The organism is Microbacterium sp. LWH12-1.2 (assembly GCF_040675825.1).
GTDB lineage: Bacteria > Actinomycetota > Actinomycetes > Actinomycetales > Microbacteriaceae > Microbacterium.
In genome coordinates this window covers 2,790,219-2,809,281 of the sequence record NZ_JBEGIJ010000001.1, presented here as the reverse complement: position 1 = coordinate 2,809,281, position 19,063 = coordinate 2,790,219, and the positions used below count along the sequence as shown (strand labels likewise).

Genomic DNA, 19,063 nt, shown 5'->3' with positions numbered 1-19,063 from the left:
AATGGTTCTCATTAGCGTTTAGAGTGGGAGCATGAAGAAGCCCGCTCTCGCCCTCTCCCTCGTCTCCGTCGCAGTTCTCGCGCTCGCCGGATGCTCAGCTGCACCGGCCGCGGGCGGAGCGGATGACGGCAAGATCCAGGTCGTTGCGAGCACGAACGTCTACGGCTCGCTCGCCGCGCAGATCGGCGGCGACCGGGTCGAGGTCACGTCGATCATCACGTCGGCTGCGCAGGACCCGCACTCCTACGAGTCGAGCGCCCGCGATCGGCTGACGCTGCAGAAGGCTGAACTGGTGATCGAGAACGGCGGCGGTTACGACTCGTTCATCGACGAGCTCCTCGAGGGCGCTGACCCCGAAGTCGTCACGGCCGTCGAGTTCTCGCACGACTTCCCCGGCAACGAGGGACACGAAGCAGAGGCCGAGCACGACCACGCGGACGAAGCGGAAGGCGACGCCCACGCCGAAGAGGGGCACGACCATGAGGGCCACGATCACATCGAAGGGTTCAACGAGCACGTCTGGTTCGACCCGCACACGATGGTCCACGTCGTCGAGGCGATCGCTGACGAGCTGACCGCGCTCGACCCCGAGGGCGAAGCCGACTTCACGGCAGCGGCCGCCGAGATCGTCGCCGACTTGGAGGGCTTCGAGGCCGATCTCGACACGCTCAAGACCGAAGCCGCAGGCGCACCCGTCTTCATCACCGAACCGCTTCCGGGGTACATCGCCGCGGCGGCCGGACTCACCGACGTCACCCCGGAAGGGTTCGCCGAGGCCGTCGAAGAAGGCGCCGATGTCGCACCGGCCACACTGCTCGAGGCGCTCGCGGTGATCGAGAACGGTCAGGCGAAGGTGCTGCTCACCAACGCGCAGACCGGCGGATCCGAGACGGAGCGCGTCGAGGATGCGGCCGAAGCGGCCGGCATCCCGATTGTCGCCTTCAGTGAACTTCTCGAGGACGGATCGTCGTACTCTGAGTGGATGCGCGACGCGATCCAGAACCTCGCCGACGCACTCCACTCGTGAGCGGCGGCGCTGACGCGCGCGCCCATGCACCAGGACCCATCCTCGAGATCACTGGGGCAGCCCTTCATCGCAGCAACCATGAGCTCTGGGCAGGCCTCGACCTGACCGTCGAGCCCGGGGAGTTCATCGCCGTGCTCGGTCCGTCCGGCTCCGGCAAGACCACGCTGCTGCGCAGCATCCTGGGCCTGCAGCCGCTGTCGGCCGGGAACATTCTCGTCGGCGGCGAGAAGGTGCATCGGGGGAATCCGCGCATCGGGTACATCCCTCAGCAGCGACCGATGGCCCCCGACACCAGCATGCGTGCGCGCGATGTGGTCGCTCTCGGCGTGCAGGGCACCCGATTCGGATTCCCGATTCCGCGGCGCGGTGATCGAGCGCGCGTCGACGCCCTGCTCGACGGCGTCGGTGCGGCGCACTACGCCGAACGACCGGTGGGACTGCTCTCCGGAGGCGAGCAGCAGCGCCTCCGTGTCGGCCAGGCTCTCGCCGATGCGCCGAGCCTGCTGCTGTGCGACGAGCCGCTGTCGAACCTCGACCTGGCCAACCAGCGCGGCATCACCGACATCATCGACCGGGAGCGTCGTGAGCGCGGCGCCGCGGTGCTGTTCGTGACCCACGACATCAATCCGATCCTCGGCCGCGTCGACCGCATCCTCTACATCGCCGGCGGCCGCTTCGTGCTCGGCACCCCCGACGAAGTCCTGCAGAGCCGCGTCCTCACCGACCTCTACGGAACCCCCGTCTTCGTGCTCCGTGCCGGTGACCGCCTGGTCGTGGTCGGAGTGCCGGATGCCGAGCCGCACCACGACCACGGGGAGATCGCATGAGGCCCCTCGTGGACTGGTCGGACGTGTTCTCGTTCCAGGACTACGGCGCGCTCGTCGCGCTGCTCGCCAACTCGATCCTCGCCGGCGCCGTGCTCGGCATCGTCGGCGGGCTCATCGGCGTCTTCGTCATGCAGCGCGATCTCGCCTTCGCTGTGCACGGGGTGAGCGAGCTCTCGTTCGCCGGCGCCGCCGCCGCGCTGCTGTTCGGCGGGAGCGTGGTCGCCGGCTCGTTGGGCGGTGCGCTCATCGCGGCGATCCTGATCGGGATCCTCGGCGCGAAGGCCAGGGACCGCAACTCAATCGTCGGCGTGCTGATGCCGTTCGGCCTCGGCCTCGGCATCCTGTTCCTGTCGCTCTACGAGGGCCGAAGCGCGAACCGGTTCAGCCTGCTCACCGGGCAGATCGTCTCGGTGTCCAGTCCTGACCTCGGCTGGCTGCTCGGCATCAGCATCGTCGTCCTGCTCGGACTGCTGCTGATGTGGAACCCGCTGCGCTTCGACTCGCTCGACCCCGAGTCGGCCGCGGCGCGCGGCGTGCCGACCAGGGCCGTGAGCCTCGTGTTCATGGTGCTGCTCGGTCTCATCGTCGCCGTCAGCGTGCACATCATCGGCGCCCTGCTGGTGATGGCGCTGCTGGTGACCCCTGCGGCCGCAGCGATGCGCGTCAGCGCCGGCCCGGTCGCGGTACCGCTGCTCGCCGCGCTGTTCGGTTTCGTCTCGGCCGTCGGCGGCATCCTGCTCGCGCTCGCCGGCACGCTGCCGGTGAGTCCGTACATCACGACCCTGTCGTTCCTGATCTACGCCGTGTGCTGGCTGGTGCAGCGGGCCAGGGCGCGCGTGCGTCGCGCGCCGCGTTCCTGAATCCGGTTACACCCGCGCGAGCGCCTCGATGTCTTCCAGGAACTCGGCGGCGGTCTCTGCCGACACGGTCGTGCGGGTTCCGGCGACGGCCTCCAGATAGTCCTCGGTGCCGGGTCCTGTGACGTCGGATGCCGCATCCCCGGCGCCGACCGCCGCCTCGAACGCACGCTGCGAGGCGCTGCGTGCGGCGAACTCGATGTCGGCCGGTGAGAACCCGGCCGTGCGCTCGACGAGAAGGTCGATGTCGACGGCATCCGCGACCAGCTCCGGGATGTACCGGCGCCAGATCGATCGCCGCGCGGCCTGATCGGGGAGCCCGATCGGGATCACATAGTCGAAGCGGCCATGCCGGAGGAAGGCGCTGTCGAGCGCGCGGATGAAGTTCGTCGCGCACACGAGCAGGCGTCCTGGCTGCTCTCGGAACGCCGGGATGATCTTCAGCAGCTCGTTCGTCACGCCCTGCAGCGGCGACGGCGGCTCGCCCGACCGCTGTGCAGCGATCTCCTCGACCTCGTCGATGAACACCACCGCGTGCTCGAGCTCGGAGATCTTGTTGAACGTCTCCCGCAGGGCGCCGGCCAGTCCCTTCGGATCGGCGGCGAGTCGCGAGGGGAAGACCTCGACGAACGACCACTCCAGGCGCGACGCGATCGCCTTCGCGAATGTCGTCTTGCCGGTGCCTGGGGGACCGAACAGCACCACCGCGCGGGGCGGAACGACGCCGAAGCTCTCGGCCAGGTCGGGCTCAGCGAGCGGCAGCACCAGCCGCTGCTCGAGAATCTCCTTCTCCCGCCGCATCCCCGAAACCGACCCCCACAGGTCGCGCGGCATCAGGCGCCCACCGAGTTCGGCGAGCGAGGAGAGCTCCTGCCGCTGCACCGGGATGCGCCGCTCGAAGTACCGCAGATGCTGCTTGAGTTCGAAGCCCTGGGCGTCGAACGCGGCGAGGCGCGTCTCCACCTCCGGCATCAGGGCCGACAGCTTGGTGAGACCGTGCTGCGCCATGCTCTTCTCCAGCGCGGCCAGGAGCGCCGATCCGATTCCGCGACCGCGCCAGTCGTCGTCGATGGCGAAGAACACGATCCAGCCCTGGTCATGGGCCGCCCGACCGACGATGGCCCCGACGATGTCATCGCCATGCACCGCGACGATCGCGTGATCCTTCTGGCAGGAAGCCACCACCTCGCTGAGGTCGTAGACCGGTTCGCTGCCGGCGCGCTTGAGCTCCTCCCACAGGTGCAGGATGCCGCCCAGGTCATCGTTGTGGAACTCGCGCAGTCGCCAGCCGGTCATGAGGCTCCTTCGTCTCGATGCGGCAACCATACCGGCGCGGGGCGGAGGAGACCCATTCGGTCGGCATCCACCGTAATGATCCGCCGTGATCGCCCTCCCAGCCGCGGGCAAGCCACGCCGCTTAGACTCTCGGTATGGCTCAGCGCAATACCTGGCAGCGTGAACGAGTGCGCGAAGCACTCGGCGACGCGCGCGGATTCGTGAGCGCGCAGAGCCTGCACGCCACCCTCCGCGGAGAGAACACCGGCATCGGCCTGGCAACCGTCTATCGTGCACTCGCCGGCCTCGCCGCCACGGGCGATGCCGACTCGCTGCAGAGCCCTGAGGGCGAGGCGCTGTATCGTGCCTGTTCGACCCAGGAGCATCATCACCACCTCATCTGCCGATCCTGCGGGCTGACCGTGGAGATCGAGGCGAAAGACGTCGAGCAGTGGGCGCATCGCACAGCGGCGCTGCACGGCTTCACCGAAGCCGCGCACGTCGTCGACATCTTCGGCCTCTGCACGCCGTGTGCGAACAAGCGAGACGCCGAGGGAGCGCCGACCGCGTGAGCGTGCTCACCCCGTCACGGCATGCACACCAGACGTCGCGCTCGCCGCGGTCGGCGTGGGTCGGGCTGGGCATCGGCGTCGGCATCCTCGCCGCGCTCTTCCTCATCGACCGGTTCCTGCCGACGCTGTTCACCGCGTCGCTGCCGACGCGGGCCGAAGATGGCCTGACGCTCGCGCTGAGCGTGCTCATCGAGGCGCTGCCGTTCGTGATCCTCGGGGTGATCCTGTCGATCGTGGTGCAGGTCTGGCTTCCGGCCGATGTCATCCATCGCTGGCTGCCGAAGCGGGCATGGGCCCGGCGCGCGGTGCTGTCGCTGCTCGGGATGCTGATCCCGGTCTGTGAATGCGGCAACGTGCCGTTCGCTCGCGGCCTGATGATGCGCGGCCTCGCACCGGCTGAGGCGCTGACGTTCCTGATCGCGGCTCCCATCGTCAACCCGATCGTGATCCTCACCACGCACGCCGCGTTCGGCTGGGACGGCGGCATCCTCGTCGCCCGTCTCGTCGGCGGCTACCTGATCGCCAACCTCATCGGCTGGCTCTACAGCCGGCACCCCTCGCCGAACGCGCTCCTGACCGAACGCTTCGTCGACACCTGCGAACGCGTGACGCACGAACCCGGCACACCGGTGCGGCGCAGCCTGACGCAGTTCCTCGTCGAACTGCGGGCGGTGATGCCGGCGCTGGTGATCGGATCGGCGCTCGCCGGAGCGGTGCAGGTGCTCATCCCGCAGGACGTGCTGATCGCGATCGGATCGAACCCGGTGCTGTCGATCGTGGCGATGATGGTGCTGGCGATGACGGTTGCCATCTGCTCCAACGTCGATGCGTTCTTCGCGCTGTCCTTCCTCTCGACCTTCTCCTCAGGAGCGATCATCGCCTTCCTGCTGGTCGGCCCGCTCGTCGACATCAAGATGCTCGCGATCATGCGCACCACCTTCACCACCCGCACTCTTGCCGGCATCGTGGGCGTGGTCGTGCTCGCGGCGTTCGCGATCGGGATCGGGGTGAACGTCTTTGTCTGATCACGCTCCCTCTCGCGCGCAGGCGCTCGGCTCCCGCTGGCTCGGCGTCGGGCTCGCGGCCGTCATCGCGGTGGTCACTCTCGGACTCGGCATCTCCGGTCGGCTGACGCTGTACATCAGCCCGGAGACGGTGTGGTTCGCGTGCGCGGCCGCCGTCCTCACCCTCGCCGGGGCGATCTGGTCGTGCACGCTCCCGCTCGGCAGCGAGGGAGATCACGGGCACGATCACGGGCATGACGCGGATGCTCCCGCCGGCGCCCCGCGTCGCACCCTCGCCCGCGTCGGCACGGTCTCGGCCGGCATCGTGGCGACCGGAGTCGTCGCCGCGGCTCTCGTGCTGCCGCCCGCATCTCTCTCGGTCGACCTCGCGATGTCTCGTGCGAGGGTGGACACCACGCTGTTCGCCGGTGCGGATGACGTCACGCTCGGCGTCGCCGACACCACCACCTTCGGGGTGGGGGACTGGGCGAGCGTGTTCGCGACAGCGACCAGGCCCGAGGCGTACGACGGGTCGTCCGTCACCCTCACCGGATTCGTGACGCCGGCCGACTCCCGCTCGGACGAGGTGCGGCTCACCCGCATGGTGATCACTCACTGCGTCATCGACGCGCAGCCGGCCGCGGTGTCGGTCAGCGCCGACGCCGGCACCTACGCGACTGGGCAGTGGGTGGAGGTCACCGGGACGGTCAAGGCGGATGCCGACGGCACACTGCGTATCGTGCCGACATCGGTGGTCGAGATCGACGAGCCGGGTGACCCGTATGAGTACTGACGAGGAGCGTCCGGAGGAGACGCCGGCCATCCCCCGAACGCGCGCCGAGATGCGCGCGGCGCGGGAAGCCGCCGAGGCGGCTGCGGCGGGCGAGACCCCAGCCGGCACTCCGGCCCCGGCATCCGACCCCGACCCGGCGCAGGCATCCGTCCCCGCGGCGGCACCGGAACCCGTCTCGGCATCCGACCCGGTCCCGGCATCCGACCCCGACCCCGTCCTCGTCCCGGCATCCGACCCGGTGCTGGCCACCTTGTCGGCTGAAAGCACGGTTGTCGGCCGAAACGCCGAGGTTCCGACCGACATTCGTGATCTGAGCCGACAAAGTGACGATGCTCGCCCCGAGGGCATCCCACCCGAGAGCGCTCCGCCCGAAGGCAGCCCGCCCGCGAAAGCATCCGGCGCGCGCCCGAACCGTCGGTTCCTGGTCGCGCTCGCCGCCGTCGTCGGCGCCCTGGTGCTCGTCGGCGCCGGCCTGGGAGCCGCGAGCCTGGTGCAGGGGCCACGGCTGACCAGTACCCAGGTCGACCCGGCAGAAGCCATCGACTCGTCCGGCAGCAGGATCATCCTCACCGCGAACCAGGCGCTCGCCGACATCGACCCCGCGCAGGTCACGGTCGAACCGGCCGTGCCCTTCACCGTCGATGCGGCTGGTCGCGGTGTCGGCATCCGATTCACGGTTCCCCTGGACGACTCGACGAAGTACACCGTGACGGTCAATGATGCGGTCGGTGTCGGCGGCGGCCCGAGCGCCGATCTGACCACGAGCTTCAAGACCCCGGCATCCAGCATCTATCTGCTGCGCCGCGACGCCGACGGCAAGGACAAGATCTTCCGCACCGACTTGAGCGGCGAGAAGGCCGTGCCGGTGTTCTCGCATGAGCGCATCAACGACTTCCGGGCGACGTCGACGCAGCTCGTCGTGTCGGTCGCCGAAGGCAAGGACGATCTCTCCCGGTTGCTCGTGATGGATCGCAACGGCAAGAACGAGCGCGAGCTGTCGCTTCCGGGCGAGGGGTACGTCGGCGCGATCCAGGTGTCCGAACGGGGTGGCCTCGTCGGCTACAGCTACTCCGATCGTAAGCTCAGCGACACCTCCGGCCGCGCCAGTGTGCTGGTGACGCAGTCTCTGAACAGCGACGACAAGCCGCAGGTCGTCGAGGTCGGGGGCAAGGAGGCGAGCATCTTCTCCTGGCAGTTCGTGCCGGACAGCGCGGCTGTGCTGTTCATCGACTTCGACGGAGCGCTCGCTCTCGTCGACCATTCCAGCGATGCGGGTGTGCAGTCGCTCGGTCTCGCCGCGACGATCCAGGGGATCTCGCGCGGCACCTACACGGCGATCGTGGAACGCGTCGACGGTGCCGTCGTCGAATTGAACCTCGCCGACGGGTCGGAGGAGCCGCTCGAGGCATCCGATCCCGACTACGGCATCGCAACGACGATCACGCCGTTCCCGGGTGGCACCCTGCGTCACATCGTCGCCAGGAACGACGTCGGGATGCCCACCGGTCAGGCGATCATCCGCGTCGACGATAAGGGCGCGGCCGAGCCGCTCGTCGAAGTCGGATCCACGGACTCGATCCTGCAGGCATGCGCCTCACCGAGCGGTCAGTACGCGGCGGTCGTGATCGCGCCGGAACTCGTCGACAATCCCTACGACGACATGCTGCTGCCGCTTCCGCGGACCCTGGAGACCCACCTCATCGACCTCGCCTCCGGCAAGGAACTCGTCGCACTCACCGGGTTCGACGCCTCCTGGTGCCAGACGGCCCCGCGGTTCTGATGGACGCAGGTGCGCTCCGGCGCGCCACCCGCGCCGAACTGAGCGGCCTCCCGCTCGAGGTCGCGCCGCGGTTGCTCGGGGGGCAGCTGCGCACCGTCGTGACTGCGGGGGATGAGCGCGTGGAGATGCACCTGCGCATCACCGAGGTCGAGGCCTACCACGGGCACGGAACGGGCTCCGAGCCGGATCCGGGATCGCACGCGCGGATGGGGCGCACCGCACGCAACGCGACCATGTGGGCGGAGCCCGGTCATCTGTACGTCTATCTCAGCCACGGCATCCACTCCTGCGTCAATGTCGTGTGCGGGCCGGAAGGGCAGGCGGGCGGTGTGCTGCTGCGCGCGGGGGAGGTCGTCTTCGGGGCGGATGCCGCGGCCGCGCGCCGCGGAGTCGCCACGCCGCTGAGCCGCACGGCCTTGCGTGACCTCGCGCGCGGCCCCGGCCGACTCGGCCAAGCGGTGGGGCTCCGGCATCCGTTGCACGACGGCATCGACGCGATCTCGGGCATCGAGCTGCACGGGGCTCAGGCAGAGCTCTGGATGCCGGGACAGCCCGTGGAGCAGAAGTCGGGTCCGCGGGTCGGCGTCGCCGGTGTCGCCGGAACCGCCGCTTTCCCGTGGCGGTTCTGGATCGCCGACGACCCGACGGTATCGCCATTCCGATGGGGCCGCGGCGCCGCCGAAGCGGCCGGGCTGCAGGGCGAATCACCGGGCGCGGCATCCGTGCTAAACTGACTCTTTGTCTGCGCACACTCCTGTGCGCAGTTCGTGTGCCGGCCCGCAAGGGCGGCGCGCAGACAAGGGATCTTGGGTGAGGCCGTCCGGTCTCACGGTAATGAAGGAGTCACATCATGGCAGCAGTGTGCCAGGTGACCGGAGCTGTTCCCGGCTTCGGACACAACATCTCGCACTCGCACCGCCGGACGAAGCGTCGCTTCGACCCGAACGTGCAGAAGAAGACCTATTTCGTCGCGTCGCTCGGCCGTAAGGTCACGCTGAACGTGTCCGCCAAGGGCATCAAGGTGATCGACGTGCGCGGCATCGAGAACGTCGTCAAGGACCTCCAGGCGAAGGGTGTGAAGCTCTAATGGCCAAGAAGGCTCAGGACGTTCGTCCGATCATCAAGATGCGTTCGACTGCAGGCACCGGTTACACCTACGTGACCAAGAAGAACCGTCGCAACACCCCCGACCGCCTGGTTCTGAAGAAGTACGACCCGGTCATCCGTCGGCACGTCGAATTCCGCGAGGAGCGTTAATCATGGCGAAGAAGAGCAAGATCGCTCGTAACGAGCAGCGCAAGGTCATCGTCGAGCGTTACGCAGAGCGTCGCGCCGAGCTGAAGAAGACCCTCGTCGACCCGAACGCGACCGATGAGGCCCGCGAGGCCGCTCGTGTCGGACTGCAGAAGCTGCCGCGCAACGCGTCGCCGGCTCGCGTCCGTTCGCGCGACGTCATCGACGGCCGCCCCCGCGGTGTCCTCACGAAGTTCGGCATCTCGCGTGTCCGCTTCCGTGACATGGCGCACCGTGGCGAGCTGCCCGGCGTGACCAAGTCGAGCTGGTAAGCATCGCTTTCTGAAAGGGGCGAGGATCTTCGGATCCTCGCCCCTTTTGCGTGCCCGCATCAGGCCACGGTCACGCCGACGTGCGACACCGCCCAGTTCAGGGCGTAGTCCGCGATCTCCTCCCAGCCGTCCTGGCTGACGAGCCGGTGAGTGCGGCCGGCGTACTCCTTGTAGTCGACGGTCGCCGGGCTCCCCGAGGAGCGGTACTTCTTCACGATCGCGCGACCGATCGCCGGCGGCACGACATGGTCGATCTCGCCGGTGATCACGAGCAGGGGTGCGCGGTCCTTGCGCGCGTAGTCGACGTGCGTGACGCCGCCCTTCTCGTTGAGCACCGAGCTGACGCCCTCGAAGAACACGCGGTTGTAGGAGTTCACGGCGTACTCCTCCCACAGGGCATCGGATGCTGCGCGGGAGAGGTCGTTGCCGAAGGTGAAGTGGAAGTGCCGCTTGGACAGCGGCTTCGCTCCATTGATGCCGAACGGGTTCGACAGGATCGGCGTGCCGGTCCACAGGGTCGGGAGCGGGAGCGTCGTGATGCCGGCGGTCTGTCCCGGTGCGACGCCGACGTAGGCGGCGCCGAGTCCTCGATCGGCGAGCATCTGGGTGAGCACGCCGCCGAACGAGTGCCCCATGATGATCGGCTTCACCGGGAGGGCGCGGATGATGCGCTCGTAGTTGTCGGCGATCTGCTTCAGTCCGATGCCCTTGAGGGCCTCCGGGTTGCGGCGGATGTCTGCGACCGACCGGTCGTCGATCCCAGGCCACCCCGGGGAGATGACCTCGTGACCCTGTGCACGGAAGCGCTCGGCCCAGGTGTTCCAGCTGGCCGTGGTCATCCATAGGCCATGGATGAGGACGATGGGGGTCTTCTCGGTGCTGCTCATGGTTCTTCTCCTCTTTCGGATCCCGGGTGTCGGGATTGCGTTACGCTGATAGTAGACCGAACGTTCTATCTACCGCAACCTATTCCCGAAATCGTGAAGATCCGGGAAACGGATGCCACGATGAGGGAGGACCATCATGAGCACCAGCATCCAGAAACCACCGAGCCCTGCCCGCACACGGCTGATCGATGCCGCCACGCGTCTCTTCTACGCCGAGGGCATTCATTCCGTCGGCGTGGACAGAGTGATCGAAGAAGCGGGCGTCACCAGGGCGACTCTGTACAAGCAGTTCGGCGGCAAGGAGAACCTCGTCCTCGCGTACCTGCGCAGTGAGGACGAGCTGCTGCGCGGGATGTTCGCCGCGGCGAGTGCCACGATCGCGGATCCGGGGCACCTGATGGATGCCGTGATCGACGGCATCGTCGCGGATATCCGTCAGCGTCACACGCGTGGGTGCCCGTTCATCAACGCGGCCGCAGAGTTCCCCGACGCGACAGGCGCCGTCCGGCAGCTCATCACCGAGCATCGAGAGTGGTTTCGCGCGACGCTGACGGAGGCCGCGGCTCTGGCCGGTCTCGACGACGCGGCCGCGGTCGCGGCATCCCTCGTCCTGCTCCGTGACGCCGCCCTCGTCGGCGGCTACCTCGACGGCGAGGAAGCGACGACCGCGTTCGAGCGCACCGCCCGATCGCTGATCGAGAACCACACGCTCTGAGGGTGCGGTCGCCCGCAGAGGACCTCCCGACTGCCGCGCGAAGCCTGCCCACGCGCCCCGCCAGGCCCCCGATCGGCCCCGAAATCTGTTGCCAGAGTGACGAATGTGGCGCGACACGCCACGGAATTGGCCAAAACCCGCGAAATGACGCGGAAATGTGGGTTGTCGTTGATACATTCAAGGCGGTCACTCGACCAGGAGCACCCGCTCCGACACCAACAACGATGCGACGGGAACCTCGTCGCTGGAGGATGACATGGCTGACAAGTCCATCACCAAGACCGAGCTCGTCGCGAGCATCGCTTCCGCCACCGGCCAGAGCCAGGCCACCGTCTCGGGTGTCCTCGACGCGCTCTTCGGCACTGTCTCCGACGCTGTTGCCAAGGGCAGCAAGGTCTCGATCCCGGGCTGGATCTCCTTCGAGCAGGTCGACACCGCCGCTCGTACGGGCCGCAACCCGCAGACCGGCGCCGAGATCAAGATCCCGGCCGGCAAGCGCGTCAAGGTGACCGCTGGTTCCAAGCTCAAGGCTGCCGTCAAGTAAGACTGCTCCTCTTCGAAGGCCGTCTCCGATTCGTCGGGGACGGCCTTCGGCGTTCCCGGCATCGATAGTGGGCGCCGCCGGCGGTCGTCGACGGCCGGAACGCGACGCCGACCGCGCGGCTTAGGCTTGACAGGTGAGTTCCCCTGCGAAGTCGACCCGAAGCAGTTCGGCGTATCGCGTCGCCGGGATCATGGTTCTGGCGGCGGCAGCTCTCGCGGCGCTCGTCATCGGGCTGCTGGTGGGCGGCGGTGCGGCTCCTCTCCTGCTCGGCGACCCTGGGCCGTTCGTGCGCTGGGCGACGCCGCTCGCGAAAACGGTCATGAACGTCGGCGCAGCCGTGATGCTGGGCTCCCTCGTGCTGGCGCTCTTCGGCCTGCGCAGCGAGGAGAAGCCGTTCGATTTCGCGCTGAACATCGCGTCGATCGGTGCCGCGGTCTTCACCATCGCGTCCGGCCTCGCCGGCTTCCTCGCGTTCATGGCGGCGTTCAACCCGAAGCTCAGCATCGAGCGCGAGTTCGGCAGCCAGCTCGGTCGCTTCCTGCTGGAGCTGCCGCTGGGCCAGTCGTGGCTCATCACGACGATCCTCGGCAGCGTGATCACGGTGCTCGCCTTCGCGTGGCGCACCTGGACGCCCACCCTCCTCACAGCGCTTCTGGCCGCGGCGTCCTTCCTCCCGCTCGCCACGCAGGGGCACGCCGGAGACCTCGCCGGACACAACGTCGCGGTCAACTCGATCCTGCTGCACACGATCGGCGCCGCGGTCTGGCTCGGTGGTCTGCTGCTGGTCGTGCTGCTGCGCGGGCGCCGTGACGTCGACCTCCCGGCGCTGGTGAGCCGCTACTCGACTCTCGCGATCGCCGCCTTCGCCGTCGTCGCCGTCTCGGGCGTGGCGCGCTCCGTCGTGGCGCTCGGCGACTGGAACCAGCTCTGGACGCCGTACGGCACCATCCTGCTCGCGAAGGTCGTGCTGCTCGTCGCCATGGGCGCGCTCGGCGCCTGGTACCGCGCCCGGCTCATCCCGAAGCTCACGGCCGAGCGTGCCGCCCGCTGGTTCTGGATGCTGGTGCTCTGCGAAGTCGGGCTGATGGGCCTCGCCTCGGGTGCCGCTGCAGCCCTCGCGCGCACTCCGCCACCGACGGGGGAGGAGTCGTTCGCGCAGACGCCCGCCGAGATCCTCACCCGCTCGCCGCTGCCGCCGGAGTTCACCCTCGACCGCTGGTTCACATCCTGGGATCTCGACGTCCTCTGGCTCGTCGTCGCCGGATTCGGGCTGTTCTTCTATCTCGCCGGCGCCTGGCGACTCCACCGGCGCGGCGATCGGTGGCCGATCCACCGCACCGTCTTCTGGGTGCTCGGGATGCTGATGCTGGTGTGGGTCACGGGTGGGCCGATCAACGCCTATCAGGAGTACCTGTTCAGCGTGCACATGCTCGGCCACATGATGCTCTCGATGGCGATCCCGCTGCTGCTCGTATCCGGCGCCCCGATCACACTCGCACTGCGCGCGGTCCGCAAGCGCGACGACGGCACCCGCGGCGGCCGGGAGTGGATCATGTGGGCGGTGCACTCGCCCTTCGCCCGCGTCGTCACCCATCCCTTCGTCGCCGCCGCGGTCTTCATCGTGTCGCTCTGGGCCTTCTATTTCACCGACCTCGTCCGCTGGTCGATGTTCGAGCACCTCGGCCACGAGTGGATGGTCATCCACTTCCTGACATCCGGCTACCTGTTCGTGATGAGCCTCATCGGCGCCGACCCGGTTCCGTACCGGCTGCCCTACCCCGGGCGCCTCATCACGCTCATCGCCGTGATGGCGATGCACGCCTTCTTCGGCGTCGCGATCATGATGCAGGAGGGCCTGATGGTCGCCGACTGGTTCGGCGCGATGGGTCGTGACTGGGGCCCGACGCCGCTGCAGGATCAGTACATCGGGGGCGGCATCGCCTGGTCGATCGGTGAGATCCCCACGTTGATCCTGGCGATCACCGTCGCGATCCAATGGAGCCGCAGCGATACGAAACTGCAGCGCCGCCGGGACCGCCATGCCGACCGCACGGGCGAAGCCGAGCTCGAGGAGTACAACGCGAACCTGGTGGCGCTCGCCGAGCGCGAGCGACGTCGCGAGGAGCGCGCGGGGCGCTGAGCGCCGGTCAGTCCGGTTCGGGCACGTCGCTCGGGGATCCGACCTTGATCGAGGCCGACCCGTCAGGGAGGATCACGATCGTGCCGTTCACCTGGAAGGGCACATCCTCGGAGATCGGGTCCACAGAGCCGTCGAACAGTGACTTGACGTCGACGTCGATGTGGGCGACGGCATCCGCCGCGGGGATCATCCAGTGCGCGCCGTCCGGAGCGACGGTGACCTCCGGCTGCGCGGTGATCGTCCACTTCGGGGCGGATGCGATCCGGTTCGCCACCTCCATGCCGAACGGGCAGGCCGTGGGCTGCAGCACTTCCTGAGCCGTGCACTCGACGAGGAACTCCTCGACCCGTTCCTGCACGACGGCGACGAACTCCGCGGTCGGTTCGGTCTGCAGCTCGATGGGGGTCGTCGCCAGGGGGGCGTCCGCGAGCACGCTCACTCCGGGTGACGTCGAGATCGGCGTGTCGACAGTGACCGAGTACAGGCCGGGGGTGAACACCAGGAGCGGGAGCGGGTCGAGCGGCGCCGCCTCCGTACCCGCCACCGAGACCTGACGTCGGTCGATCTCGAAGCCGTTCACGGCGAACTGGTCGGCGCCGCGCACGGTCAACTCGATGGCCGCGAGCGGGCTGGTGGAGAAGCGCCAGTTCGGCGTGACGCCCACCCATCCGTCCTGTTCGACGGTGAAGGTGGTGGATCCCTCGTGCTTGCCCGCGCGGTAGGACACGGCCACGGATGTGATGCCATCGACGGTCTCCTCGGAGACGATCTCGGCTGCGGTGAGCGGCGCGAGCGCGGTCTGGCGCAGGAGGGCCTCGGAGGCCGCGGGGTCGATGCCGGCCGTCGCCAGCGTCTCGCGGTCGAGTGCGACACCGGGCACGTGGAGCGCATCTGCGGCGCGTCCGGACGAGAGGAGGTCGAGATAGCGCTCCACGAAGGCGGCAGGCCCGTAGAACTGCTGGTAGAGCGTTGCCCCGCCGGCGCCGATGGCGGCGACGAGCATCACGCCGACGAGGGCGAGGAGCGCGAGGTCGACGCCGAGACGGGAGCGCCGAGGCGCTTTCGTCTCTACCGGCTTCATGGCGCCAGTCTAAGAGGGCGTCCTGAGACGATGCCGAGCGTCGCGGGTGTCGAGCGGATACCGAGGTGCCGTCGCGCCGTAGCATGGATGGGCATCCGCATCCGCCCGCTCCCCGTGAGAGATCCGTGTCCCTTCCCGCCCTGTCCGAGGAACAGCAAGAGCTGTTCCGTCTCATCGAGGACACCAGCGAGCACGTCTTCATCACCGGACGCGCCGGCACCGGCAAGTCGACGCTGCTGCAGCATTTCGCGTGGAACACCAAGAAGCAGATCGCGATCTGCGCGCCGACCGGAGTGGCGGCGCTCAACGTCGAGGGGCAGACGATCCACTCGCTGTTCCGTCTGCCGATCGGGCTCATCGCCGGCGGCGACATCGATCAGAACGACGCCACCCGACGCATCTTGAACGCGATCGAGACGCTCGTCATCGATGAGATCTCGATGGTGAACGCTGACCTCATGGACGCGATCGACCGTTCGCTGCGACAGGCTCGAGGCCGTCGCGGAGAACCGTTCGGGGGCGTGCAGGTCGTGATGTTCGGAGACCCGTACCAGCTGGCTCCGGTGCCGCCCCGTGGCGACGAACTGCGCTACATCCAAGATCACTACCGCTCGTTCTGGTTCTTCGACGCGAAGGTGTGGGCCGGGTCGTCGGATGCCGAGGGCGGACTCTTCGACCTGGGTCGACATGGTGCCGAGCTGCACGTCCGCGAACTCGTGCAGATCCACCGCCAGTCCGACGACGGATTCAAGGCGATGCTCAACGCCGTGCGCTACGGGCGGGTCACCGCCGAGATCGCCGGTGTGCTGAACACGCAGGGCGCGCGGATTCCGCCGGATCCCGACCCGGGCGAGACGCCGATGATCACCCTCGCCACGCGCAACGACATCGTCAACAACATCAACGGGCGCCACCTCACCGCGCTGCCGGGCAAGGAGCAGACCGCACGCGCCGAGGTCTCCGGCGACTTCGGCCGCGGCGAAGCGGCGCTGCCCGCTGAGGCCGAGCTGAAGCTGAAGGTCGGCGCGCAGGTGATGTTCCTGCGCAACGACACATCGATGTCCGGGGAGCCGCCGCGCTGGGTCAACGGCACGATCGGCACGGTGACCCGCATCCTGGGCGGCGCGGTGTGCGTCGACATCGACGGCGAGGAGGTCGACGTCGAACCGGCCGTCTGGGAGCGGTATCGCTACGCCTACGAGCCGTCGACCAAGAAGCTGAGCCGCGATGTGGTCGCCGAGTTCACGCAGTTCCCGCTTCGGCTGGCCTGGGCGGTCACCATCCACAAGTCGCAGGGCAAGACCTATGAGCGCGCGATCATCGATCTCGGCTCGGGGGCGTTCGCGCCGGGGCAGACCTACGTGGCGCTGAGCCGGCTCACGTCCCTGGACGGCCTCTACCTGTCACGGGCGCTGCGGCCGAGCGACATCCGCGTCGACGAAGACGTGCGCCGCTTCATGCGGGAGGCGTATCTCGCCGCATCCACTCCGGAGATCCCGAAGTCCTGACCTTCCCGCGCGTCGATGAGGCGAGCGTCAAGCGGCTGCGCGGGCGCGGTCGAGGTCCTCGAACAGCTCGGTGTTGAAGCGGTAGGCGAGGAGCACCTCGTCGATCACACGTTCGCGCTCGGCCTCGTCCCACGGGGCGGCGTCGAGCTGCTCGCGGTAGACGTCCTTGAAAGCGGACGGGTCGGCGATGTCGTCGAAGAGATAGAACCCGACGCCGTTGGTCTGGAACCCGAATCGACGTGCCATCACTCGGCCGATGAAGACGCCGCCCGAGAGATCGCCGAGGTAGCGCGTGTAGTGGTGGGCGACGAAGCCGCCCGGCCACGTCGCGCCGACCTGACGGATCCGATCGACGTAGCGCCGCGTGGTCGGGAGGACCGTGATCCGTTCGCGCCAGTCCGGGCCGACGAGGAACTCGAGGTCGGCCTCGAGTGCGGGCAGGCGGGTGAGCTTGTCGCTGAGGAAGACGGATGCCACGGCATCGTGGCGCATCCGCTCGGCGGCGCTCTCCAGAGCCTCATAGATGAAGTAGTGCTGCGCGACGAGCGCGGTGTAGTCGTCACGCGATGCGTCGCCGCTCAGGAGGCTGGCCATGAAGCCGGCGTGCTCGCTGGAGGAGTGCGATCCGGAGGAGCGCTCGCGCAGGGCCGCGGAGAAGGAGAGGAGCTCGGACATGGCCCCAGTGTAAGGCTCACCTAACTTCCAGCCAACCCTTTGGCTGGACTGAGACTTCAGGCGTGCGGGCGGGGCTCGAGGCCCAGCCGTGCGCACGCGGCGTCATAGATCGCGACGACCTCGCGCCGCACGGCCGGTCGATCCGAGATCCGGCCGCCCGGCCATGCCACCCGCAACTCGCTCACTGCTGCGTCGCGCGTGACTTCCCAGACGCCGCCGTCGCCATCGAACCCGGTCATCACGGCATCCGTCACGGCGTCGGCTTCGGAATCCGCGAACGCGCGAGCGATGAGAAGGTTGTCGTCGGCATGATCGCCGTTCATGTGGCGAAGGACGGCGGTCACCACGTCGGCATCGAAGATGTGCGGCACGAACTCACTGTACGGGTGCGCGGGAGACCCCTTCCGATGTGATCTCTCAGGATCCGCGTTCTAGACTCGGGGAACACGTCTCCGGGGGTTTCATCCATGCAGCTTCTCTCGTCGCGCAAATGGCGCGCGGCCGCGGCCGGTGCCGCCGCACTCGCGCTCATCCTCACGGGCTGCGCGCCCGGCGACAGCACATTCAGCTACACGCCACCCGCGCAGGTCGACGGCGACCTGCCCGAGCAGATTCTCGTGCCCCTGCAGGATGCTGTCACGGCAGCGATGGCGGCGGCAGGAGCCTCTGGTGCCATCGTCGGCGTCTGGGTTCCCTGGAGCGGCAGCTGGGTCGCTGCATTGGGAACGCAGGAGCCGGGCGGCGCCGAGATCAGCACCGACATGTCATTCCGGATCGCGGACGTTACCCGCCTGATGACCTGCGACGTGTTCTACGGGCTCGTCGACGACGGTGTCGTGAAGGTGGACGCCAAGGTGCCGGACTACGTTTCCGGCGTGGCCGACATGAAAGACGTCACCCTCGTCGACCTCTGCAACGGAACCAGCGGGGCTGGGTCGTCAGAGGAAATCGTGAAGGCCTCGTGGCTGAACACACCGGAGCGCGAATGGGGGCCGCTCGAGCTCGCCAGTTACGGACTCGGCCGCACTCGGGTTCCGGCGCACACCACCTACCGGGACTCCGATGCGGGCTATCTCCTGCTGGGCCTCGCCCTCGAGCGCGCCTCCGGGATGAGCGCATCGGCGCTGATCGCCAAGTACGTCACCGGGCCCCTCGATCTCAAGAACACGTCGCTGCCCGGCAGGACGGCGGCGCCGCCGTCGACGGGACCCGTGCTGAACGGCCACTATCTGAACCCCGTCGAGGGCGGCTACGACTGCGCCGCGCCGGTGGACATCACCAAGTTGTCTGCGAGCTCCGGCTTCACCGACTCGGGAGCCGTCTCTACGATCACGGACCTCGGTCGCTACATGCAGGCAGAGGCGGAGCAGGCGCTCCGCTCGAAGAAGCAGCCGGATCGCTTCGCCGCTCCACTCGCCGCATACCAGGATGCGCCGTCTTGGCTGCAGGTGACAGGCGGCGCCTACCTCGTAGGATCGATGGTAGGGCAGCACGGCTGGACGCCCGGTTACGCCACCGCGGCCTACTCGGATCCGACCACAGGCTTCACTGTGGCCGTCGTCCTGAACGATTCCACTGCTGGCAATGCTGTCGTGACTGCTCTTGCCTGGGAGCTCGCGGCGATCGCGTCGAAGGCCCCTGCTGCCTCGGGGCAGACGGCCCCGGAGTTCGGCCTCCCGTTCACTGCTGAGCAGTATCACGAGCAGATCGCAGCCGCGGCGCTGCCCTGTGTCGCACCGCCGGCGGAGGAGCCCGCAGAAGAGCCCGAGGGCTGAGCCGTCTGAGCCGAGCCGCCCGCTGGGCGGAATGTGAA

The 19,063-nt window shown here is 68.3% G+C and carries 21 protein-coding genes; 16 read left to right on the top strand and 5 right to left on the bottom strand.

Annotated elements, in window-relative coordinates:
• The first annotated feature begins 31 nt into the window (after positions 1-31).
• The 3 genes from MRBLWH12_RS13370 to MRBLWH12_RS13360 are packed head-to-tail and all read left to right on the top strand — an operon-like array spanning position 32 to position 2,714.
• Positions 32-1,027, top strand: a complete 996-nt coding sequence (locus MRBLWH12_RS13370) for a metal ABC transporter solute-binding protein, Zn/Mn family (protein WP_363549705.1) — start codon at positions 32-34, stop codon at positions 1,025-1,027.
• Positions 1,024-1,854, top strand: coding sequence for a metal ABC transporter ATP-binding protein (locus tag MRBLWH12_RS13365; protein ID WP_363549702.1), 831 nt, complete (start codon positions 1,024-1,026; stop codon positions 1,852-1,854). Before MRBLWH12_RS13370 ends, MRBLWH12_RS13365 begins: the two co-directional genes overlap by 4 nt.
• Positions 1,851-2,714, top strand: coding sequence for a metal ABC transporter permease (locus tag MRBLWH12_RS13360; RefSeq protein WP_363549699.1), 864 nt, complete (start codon positions 1,851-1,853; stop codon positions 2,712-2,714). Before MRBLWH12_RS13365 ends, MRBLWH12_RS13360 begins: the two co-directional genes overlap by 4 nt.
• Before the next feature lie 6 nt (positions 2,715-2,720).
• On the opposite strand, the gene MRBLWH12_RS13355 is transcribed toward MRBLWH12_RS13360, so the two are convergent.
• Positions 2,721-4,007, bottom strand: coding sequence for an ATP-binding protein (locus tag MRBLWH12_RS13355; RefSeq protein WP_363549697.1), 1,287 nt, complete (start codon positions 4,005-4,007; stop codon positions 2,721-2,723).
• A gap of 134 nt (positions 4,008-4,141) precedes the next feature.
• On the opposite strand from MRBLWH12_RS13355, the gene MRBLWH12_RS13350 reads away from it, so the two are divergent.
• From MRBLWH12_RS13350 to rpsN, 8 genes are all read left to right on the top strand, one after another.
• A complete protein-coding gene (locus tag MRBLWH12_RS13350; protein ID WP_341976879.1) occupies positions 4,142-4,558 on the top strand; it encodes a Fur family transcriptional regulator in 417 nt (138 codons plus the stop codon).
• A complete protein-coding gene (locus MRBLWH12_RS13345; protein WP_414684990.1) occupies positions 4,555-5,583 on the top strand; it encodes a permease in 1,029 nt (342 codons plus the stop codon). The genes MRBLWH12_RS13350 and MRBLWH12_RS13345 overlap by 4 nt, the downstream gene beginning before the upstream one ends.
• Positions 5,576-6,355, top strand: a complete 780-nt coding sequence (locus tag MRBLWH12_RS13340; RefSeq protein ID WP_341976881.1) for a TIGR03943 family putative permease subunit — start codon at positions 5,576-5,578, stop codon at positions 6,353-6,355. The genes MRBLWH12_RS13345 and MRBLWH12_RS13340 overlap by 8 nt, the downstream gene beginning before the upstream one ends.
• Positions 6,345-8,135, top strand: a complete 1,791-nt coding sequence (locus tag MRBLWH12_RS13335) for an Ig-like domain-containing protein (protein ID WP_363549693.1) — start codon at positions 6,345-6,347, stop codon at positions 8,133-8,135. Before MRBLWH12_RS13340 ends, MRBLWH12_RS13335 begins: the two co-directional genes overlap by 11 nt.
• Positions 8,135-8,869, top strand: a complete 735-nt coding sequence (locus MRBLWH12_RS13330; RefSeq protein ID WP_363549690.1) for a DNA-3-methyladenine glycosylase — start codon at positions 8,135-8,137, stop codon at positions 8,867-8,869. Before MRBLWH12_RS13335 ends, MRBLWH12_RS13330 begins: the two co-directional genes overlap by 1 nt.
• Positions 8,870-8,985: 116 nt before the next feature.
• Positions 8,986-9,222 (top strand): 50S ribosomal protein L28, encoded by a 237-nt coding sequence (gene rpmB, locus MRBLWH12_RS13325; protein WP_341976884.1) that lies wholly within the window; start codon positions 8,986-8,988, stop codon positions 9,220-9,222.
• On the top strand, positions 9,222-9,392 hold the full coding sequence (gene rpmG, locus MRBLWH12_RS13320) for a 50S ribosomal protein L33 (RefSeq protein ID WP_102193483.1): 171 nt from the start codon (positions 9,222-9,224) through the stop codon (positions 9,390-9,392). The genes rpmB and rpmG overlap by 1 nt, the downstream gene beginning before the upstream one ends.
• 2 nt (positions 9,393-9,394) lie before the next feature.
• Entirely contained in the window at positions 9,395-9,700 is a 306-nt protein-coding gene (gene rpsN, locus MRBLWH12_RS13315; protein WP_017829734.1) for a 30S ribosomal protein S14, read from the top strand.
• Between the two features lie 59 nt (positions 9,701-9,759).
• Here rpsN and MRBLWH12_RS13310 read toward each other — a convergent pair whose 3' ends face one another.
• On the bottom strand, positions 9,760-10,587 hold the full coding sequence (locus MRBLWH12_RS13310; protein WP_363549686.1) for an alpha/beta hydrolase: 828 nt from the start codon (positions 10,585-10,587) through the stop codon (positions 9,760-9,762).
• Positions 10,588-10,723: 136 nt separating this feature from the next.
• Here MRBLWH12_RS13310 and MRBLWH12_RS13305 point away from each other — a divergent pair, with 136 nt between their 5' ends.
• The 3 genes from MRBLWH12_RS13305 to MRBLWH12_RS13295 all read left to right on the top strand — a co-directional run bounded on the left by MRBLWH12_RS13305 (position 10,724) and on the right by MRBLWH12_RS13295 (position 13,986).
• Positions 10,724-11,302: a TetR/AcrR family transcriptional regulator gene (locus MRBLWH12_RS13305; protein ID WP_363549683.1), complete on the top strand. Its 579-nt coding sequence runs from the start codon at positions 10,724-10,726 to the stop codon at positions 11,300-11,302.
• A gap of 256 nt (positions 11,303-11,558) precedes the next feature.
• The gene (locus MRBLWH12_RS13300; protein WP_033105720.1) at positions 11,559-11,846 is read left to right on the top strand and encodes an HU family DNA-binding protein; all 288 of its coding nucleotides are present in this window, start codon (positions 11,559-11,561) and stop codon (positions 11,844-11,846) included.
• 190 nt (positions 11,847-12,036) lie between these two features.
• On the top strand, positions 12,037-13,986 hold the full coding sequence (locus tag MRBLWH12_RS13295; RefSeq protein ID WP_363551366.1) for a cytochrome c oxidase assembly protein: 1,950 nt from the start codon (positions 12,037-12,039) through the stop codon (positions 13,984-13,986).
• Positions 13,987-13,993: 7 nt separating this feature from the next.
• Here MRBLWH12_RS13295 and MRBLWH12_RS13290 read toward each other — a convergent pair whose 3' ends face one another.
• Positions 13,994-15,067: a hypothetical protein gene (locus MRBLWH12_RS13290; RefSeq protein ID WP_363549680.1), complete on the bottom strand. Its 1,074-nt coding sequence runs from the start codon at positions 15,065-15,067 to the stop codon at positions 13,994-13,996.
• 125 nt (positions 15,068-15,192) lie between these two features.
• Between MRBLWH12_RS13290 and MRBLWH12_RS13285 the strand changes: the two genes are divergently transcribed.
• Positions 15,193-16,575, top strand: coding sequence for an ATP-dependent DNA helicase (locus MRBLWH12_RS13285; protein ID WP_363549678.1), 1,383 nt, complete (start codon positions 15,193-15,195; stop codon positions 16,573-16,575).
• A 27-nt stretch (positions 16,576-16,602) separates the two neighbouring features.
• Here MRBLWH12_RS13285 and MRBLWH12_RS13280 read toward each other — a convergent pair whose 3' ends face one another.
• A complete protein-coding gene (locus MRBLWH12_RS13280) occupies positions 16,603-17,250 on the bottom strand; it encodes a heme oxygenase (biliverdin-producing) (RefSeq protein ID WP_363549676.1) in 648 nt (215 codons plus the stop codon).
• 56 nt (positions 17,251-17,306) lie between these two features.
• The gene (locus tag MRBLWH12_RS13275; RefSeq protein WP_363549673.1) at positions 17,307-17,621 is read right to left on the bottom strand and encodes a DUF2470 domain-containing protein; all 315 of its coding nucleotides are present in this window, start codon (positions 17,619-17,621) and stop codon (positions 17,307-17,309) included.
• A gap of 96 nt (positions 17,622-17,717) precedes the next feature.
• Between MRBLWH12_RS13275 and MRBLWH12_RS13270 the strand changes: the two genes are divergently transcribed.
• Positions 17,718-19,025: a serine hydrolase domain-containing protein gene (locus MRBLWH12_RS13270; protein ID WP_363549671.1), complete on the top strand. Its 1,308-nt coding sequence runs from the start codon at positions 17,718-17,720 to the stop codon at positions 19,023-19,025.
• The last annotated feature ends 38 nt before the right edge of the window (positions 19,026-19,063 follow it).

Excerpts from the sequence above, each read along its gene's own strand:
- MRBLWH12_RS13305 (WP_363549683.1), top strand. The coding sequence starts at position 10,724 with ATGAGCACCAGCATCCAGAAACCACCGAGCCCTGCCCGCACACGGCTG.
- MRBLWH12_RS13355 (WP_363549697.1), bottom strand. The coding sequence starts at position 4,007 with ATGACCGGCTGGCGACTGCGCGAGTTCCACAACGATGACCTGGGCGGC.
- MRBLWH12_RS13310 (WP_363549686.1), bottom strand. The coding sequence starts at position 10,587 with ATGAGCAGCACCGAGAAGACCCCCATCGTCCTCATCCATGGCCTATGG.
- MRBLWH12_RS13360 (WP_363549699.1), top strand. The coding sequence starts at position 1,851 with ATGAGGCCCCTCGTGGACTGGTCGGACGTGTTCTCGTTCCAGGACTAC.
- MRBLWH12_RS13335 (WP_363549693.1), top strand. The coding sequence starts at position 6,345 with ATGAGTACTGACGAGGAGCGTCCGGAGGAGACGCCGGCCATCCCCCGA.
- MRBLWH12_RS13290 (WP_363549680.1), bottom strand. The coding sequence starts at position 15,067 with ATGAAGCCGGTAGAGACGAAAGCGCCTCGGCGCTCCCGTCTCGGCGTC.
- MRBLWH12_RS13295 (WP_363551366.1), top strand. The coding sequence starts at position 12,037 with ATGGTTCTGGCGGCGGCAGCTCTCGCGGCGCTCGTCATCGGGCTGCTG.
- MRBLWH12_RS13280 (WP_363549676.1), bottom strand. The coding sequence starts at position 17,250 with ATGTCCGAGCTCCTCTCCTTCTCCGCGGCCCTGCGCGAGCGCTCCTCC.
- MRBLWH12_RS13370 (WP_363549705.1), top strand. The coding sequence starts at position 32 with ATGAAGAAGCCCGCTCTCGCCCTCTCCCTCGTCTCCGTCGCAGTTCTC.
- rpsN (WP_017829734.1), top strand. The coding sequence starts at position 9,395 with ATGGCGAAGAAGAGCAAGATCGCTCGTAACGAGCAGCGCAAGGTCATC.
- MRBLWH12_RS13270 (WP_363549671.1), top strand. The coding sequence starts at position 17,718 with ATGCAGCTTCTCTCGTCGCGCAAATGGCGCGCGGCCGCGGCCGGTGCC.
- MRBLWH12_RS13350 (WP_341976879.1), top strand. The coding sequence starts at position 4,142 with ATGGCTCAGCGCAATACCTGGCAGCGTGAACGAGTGCGCGAAGCACTC.
- MRBLWH12_RS13330 (WP_363549690.1), top strand. The coding sequence starts at position 8,135 with ATGGACGCAGGTGCGCTCCGGCGCGCCACCCGCGCCGAACTGAGCGGC.
- rpmG (WP_102193483.1), top strand. The coding sequence starts at position 9,222 with ATGGCCAAGAAGGCTCAGGACGTTCGTCCGATCATCAAGATGCGTTCG.
- rpmB (WP_341976884.1), top strand. The coding sequence starts at position 8,986 with ATGGCAGCAGTGTGCCAGGTGACCGGAGCTGTTCCCGGCTTCGGACAC.
- MRBLWH12_RS13300 (WP_033105720.1), top strand. The coding sequence starts at position 11,559 with ATGGCTGACAAGTCCATCACCAAGACCGAGCTCGTCGCGAGCATCGCT.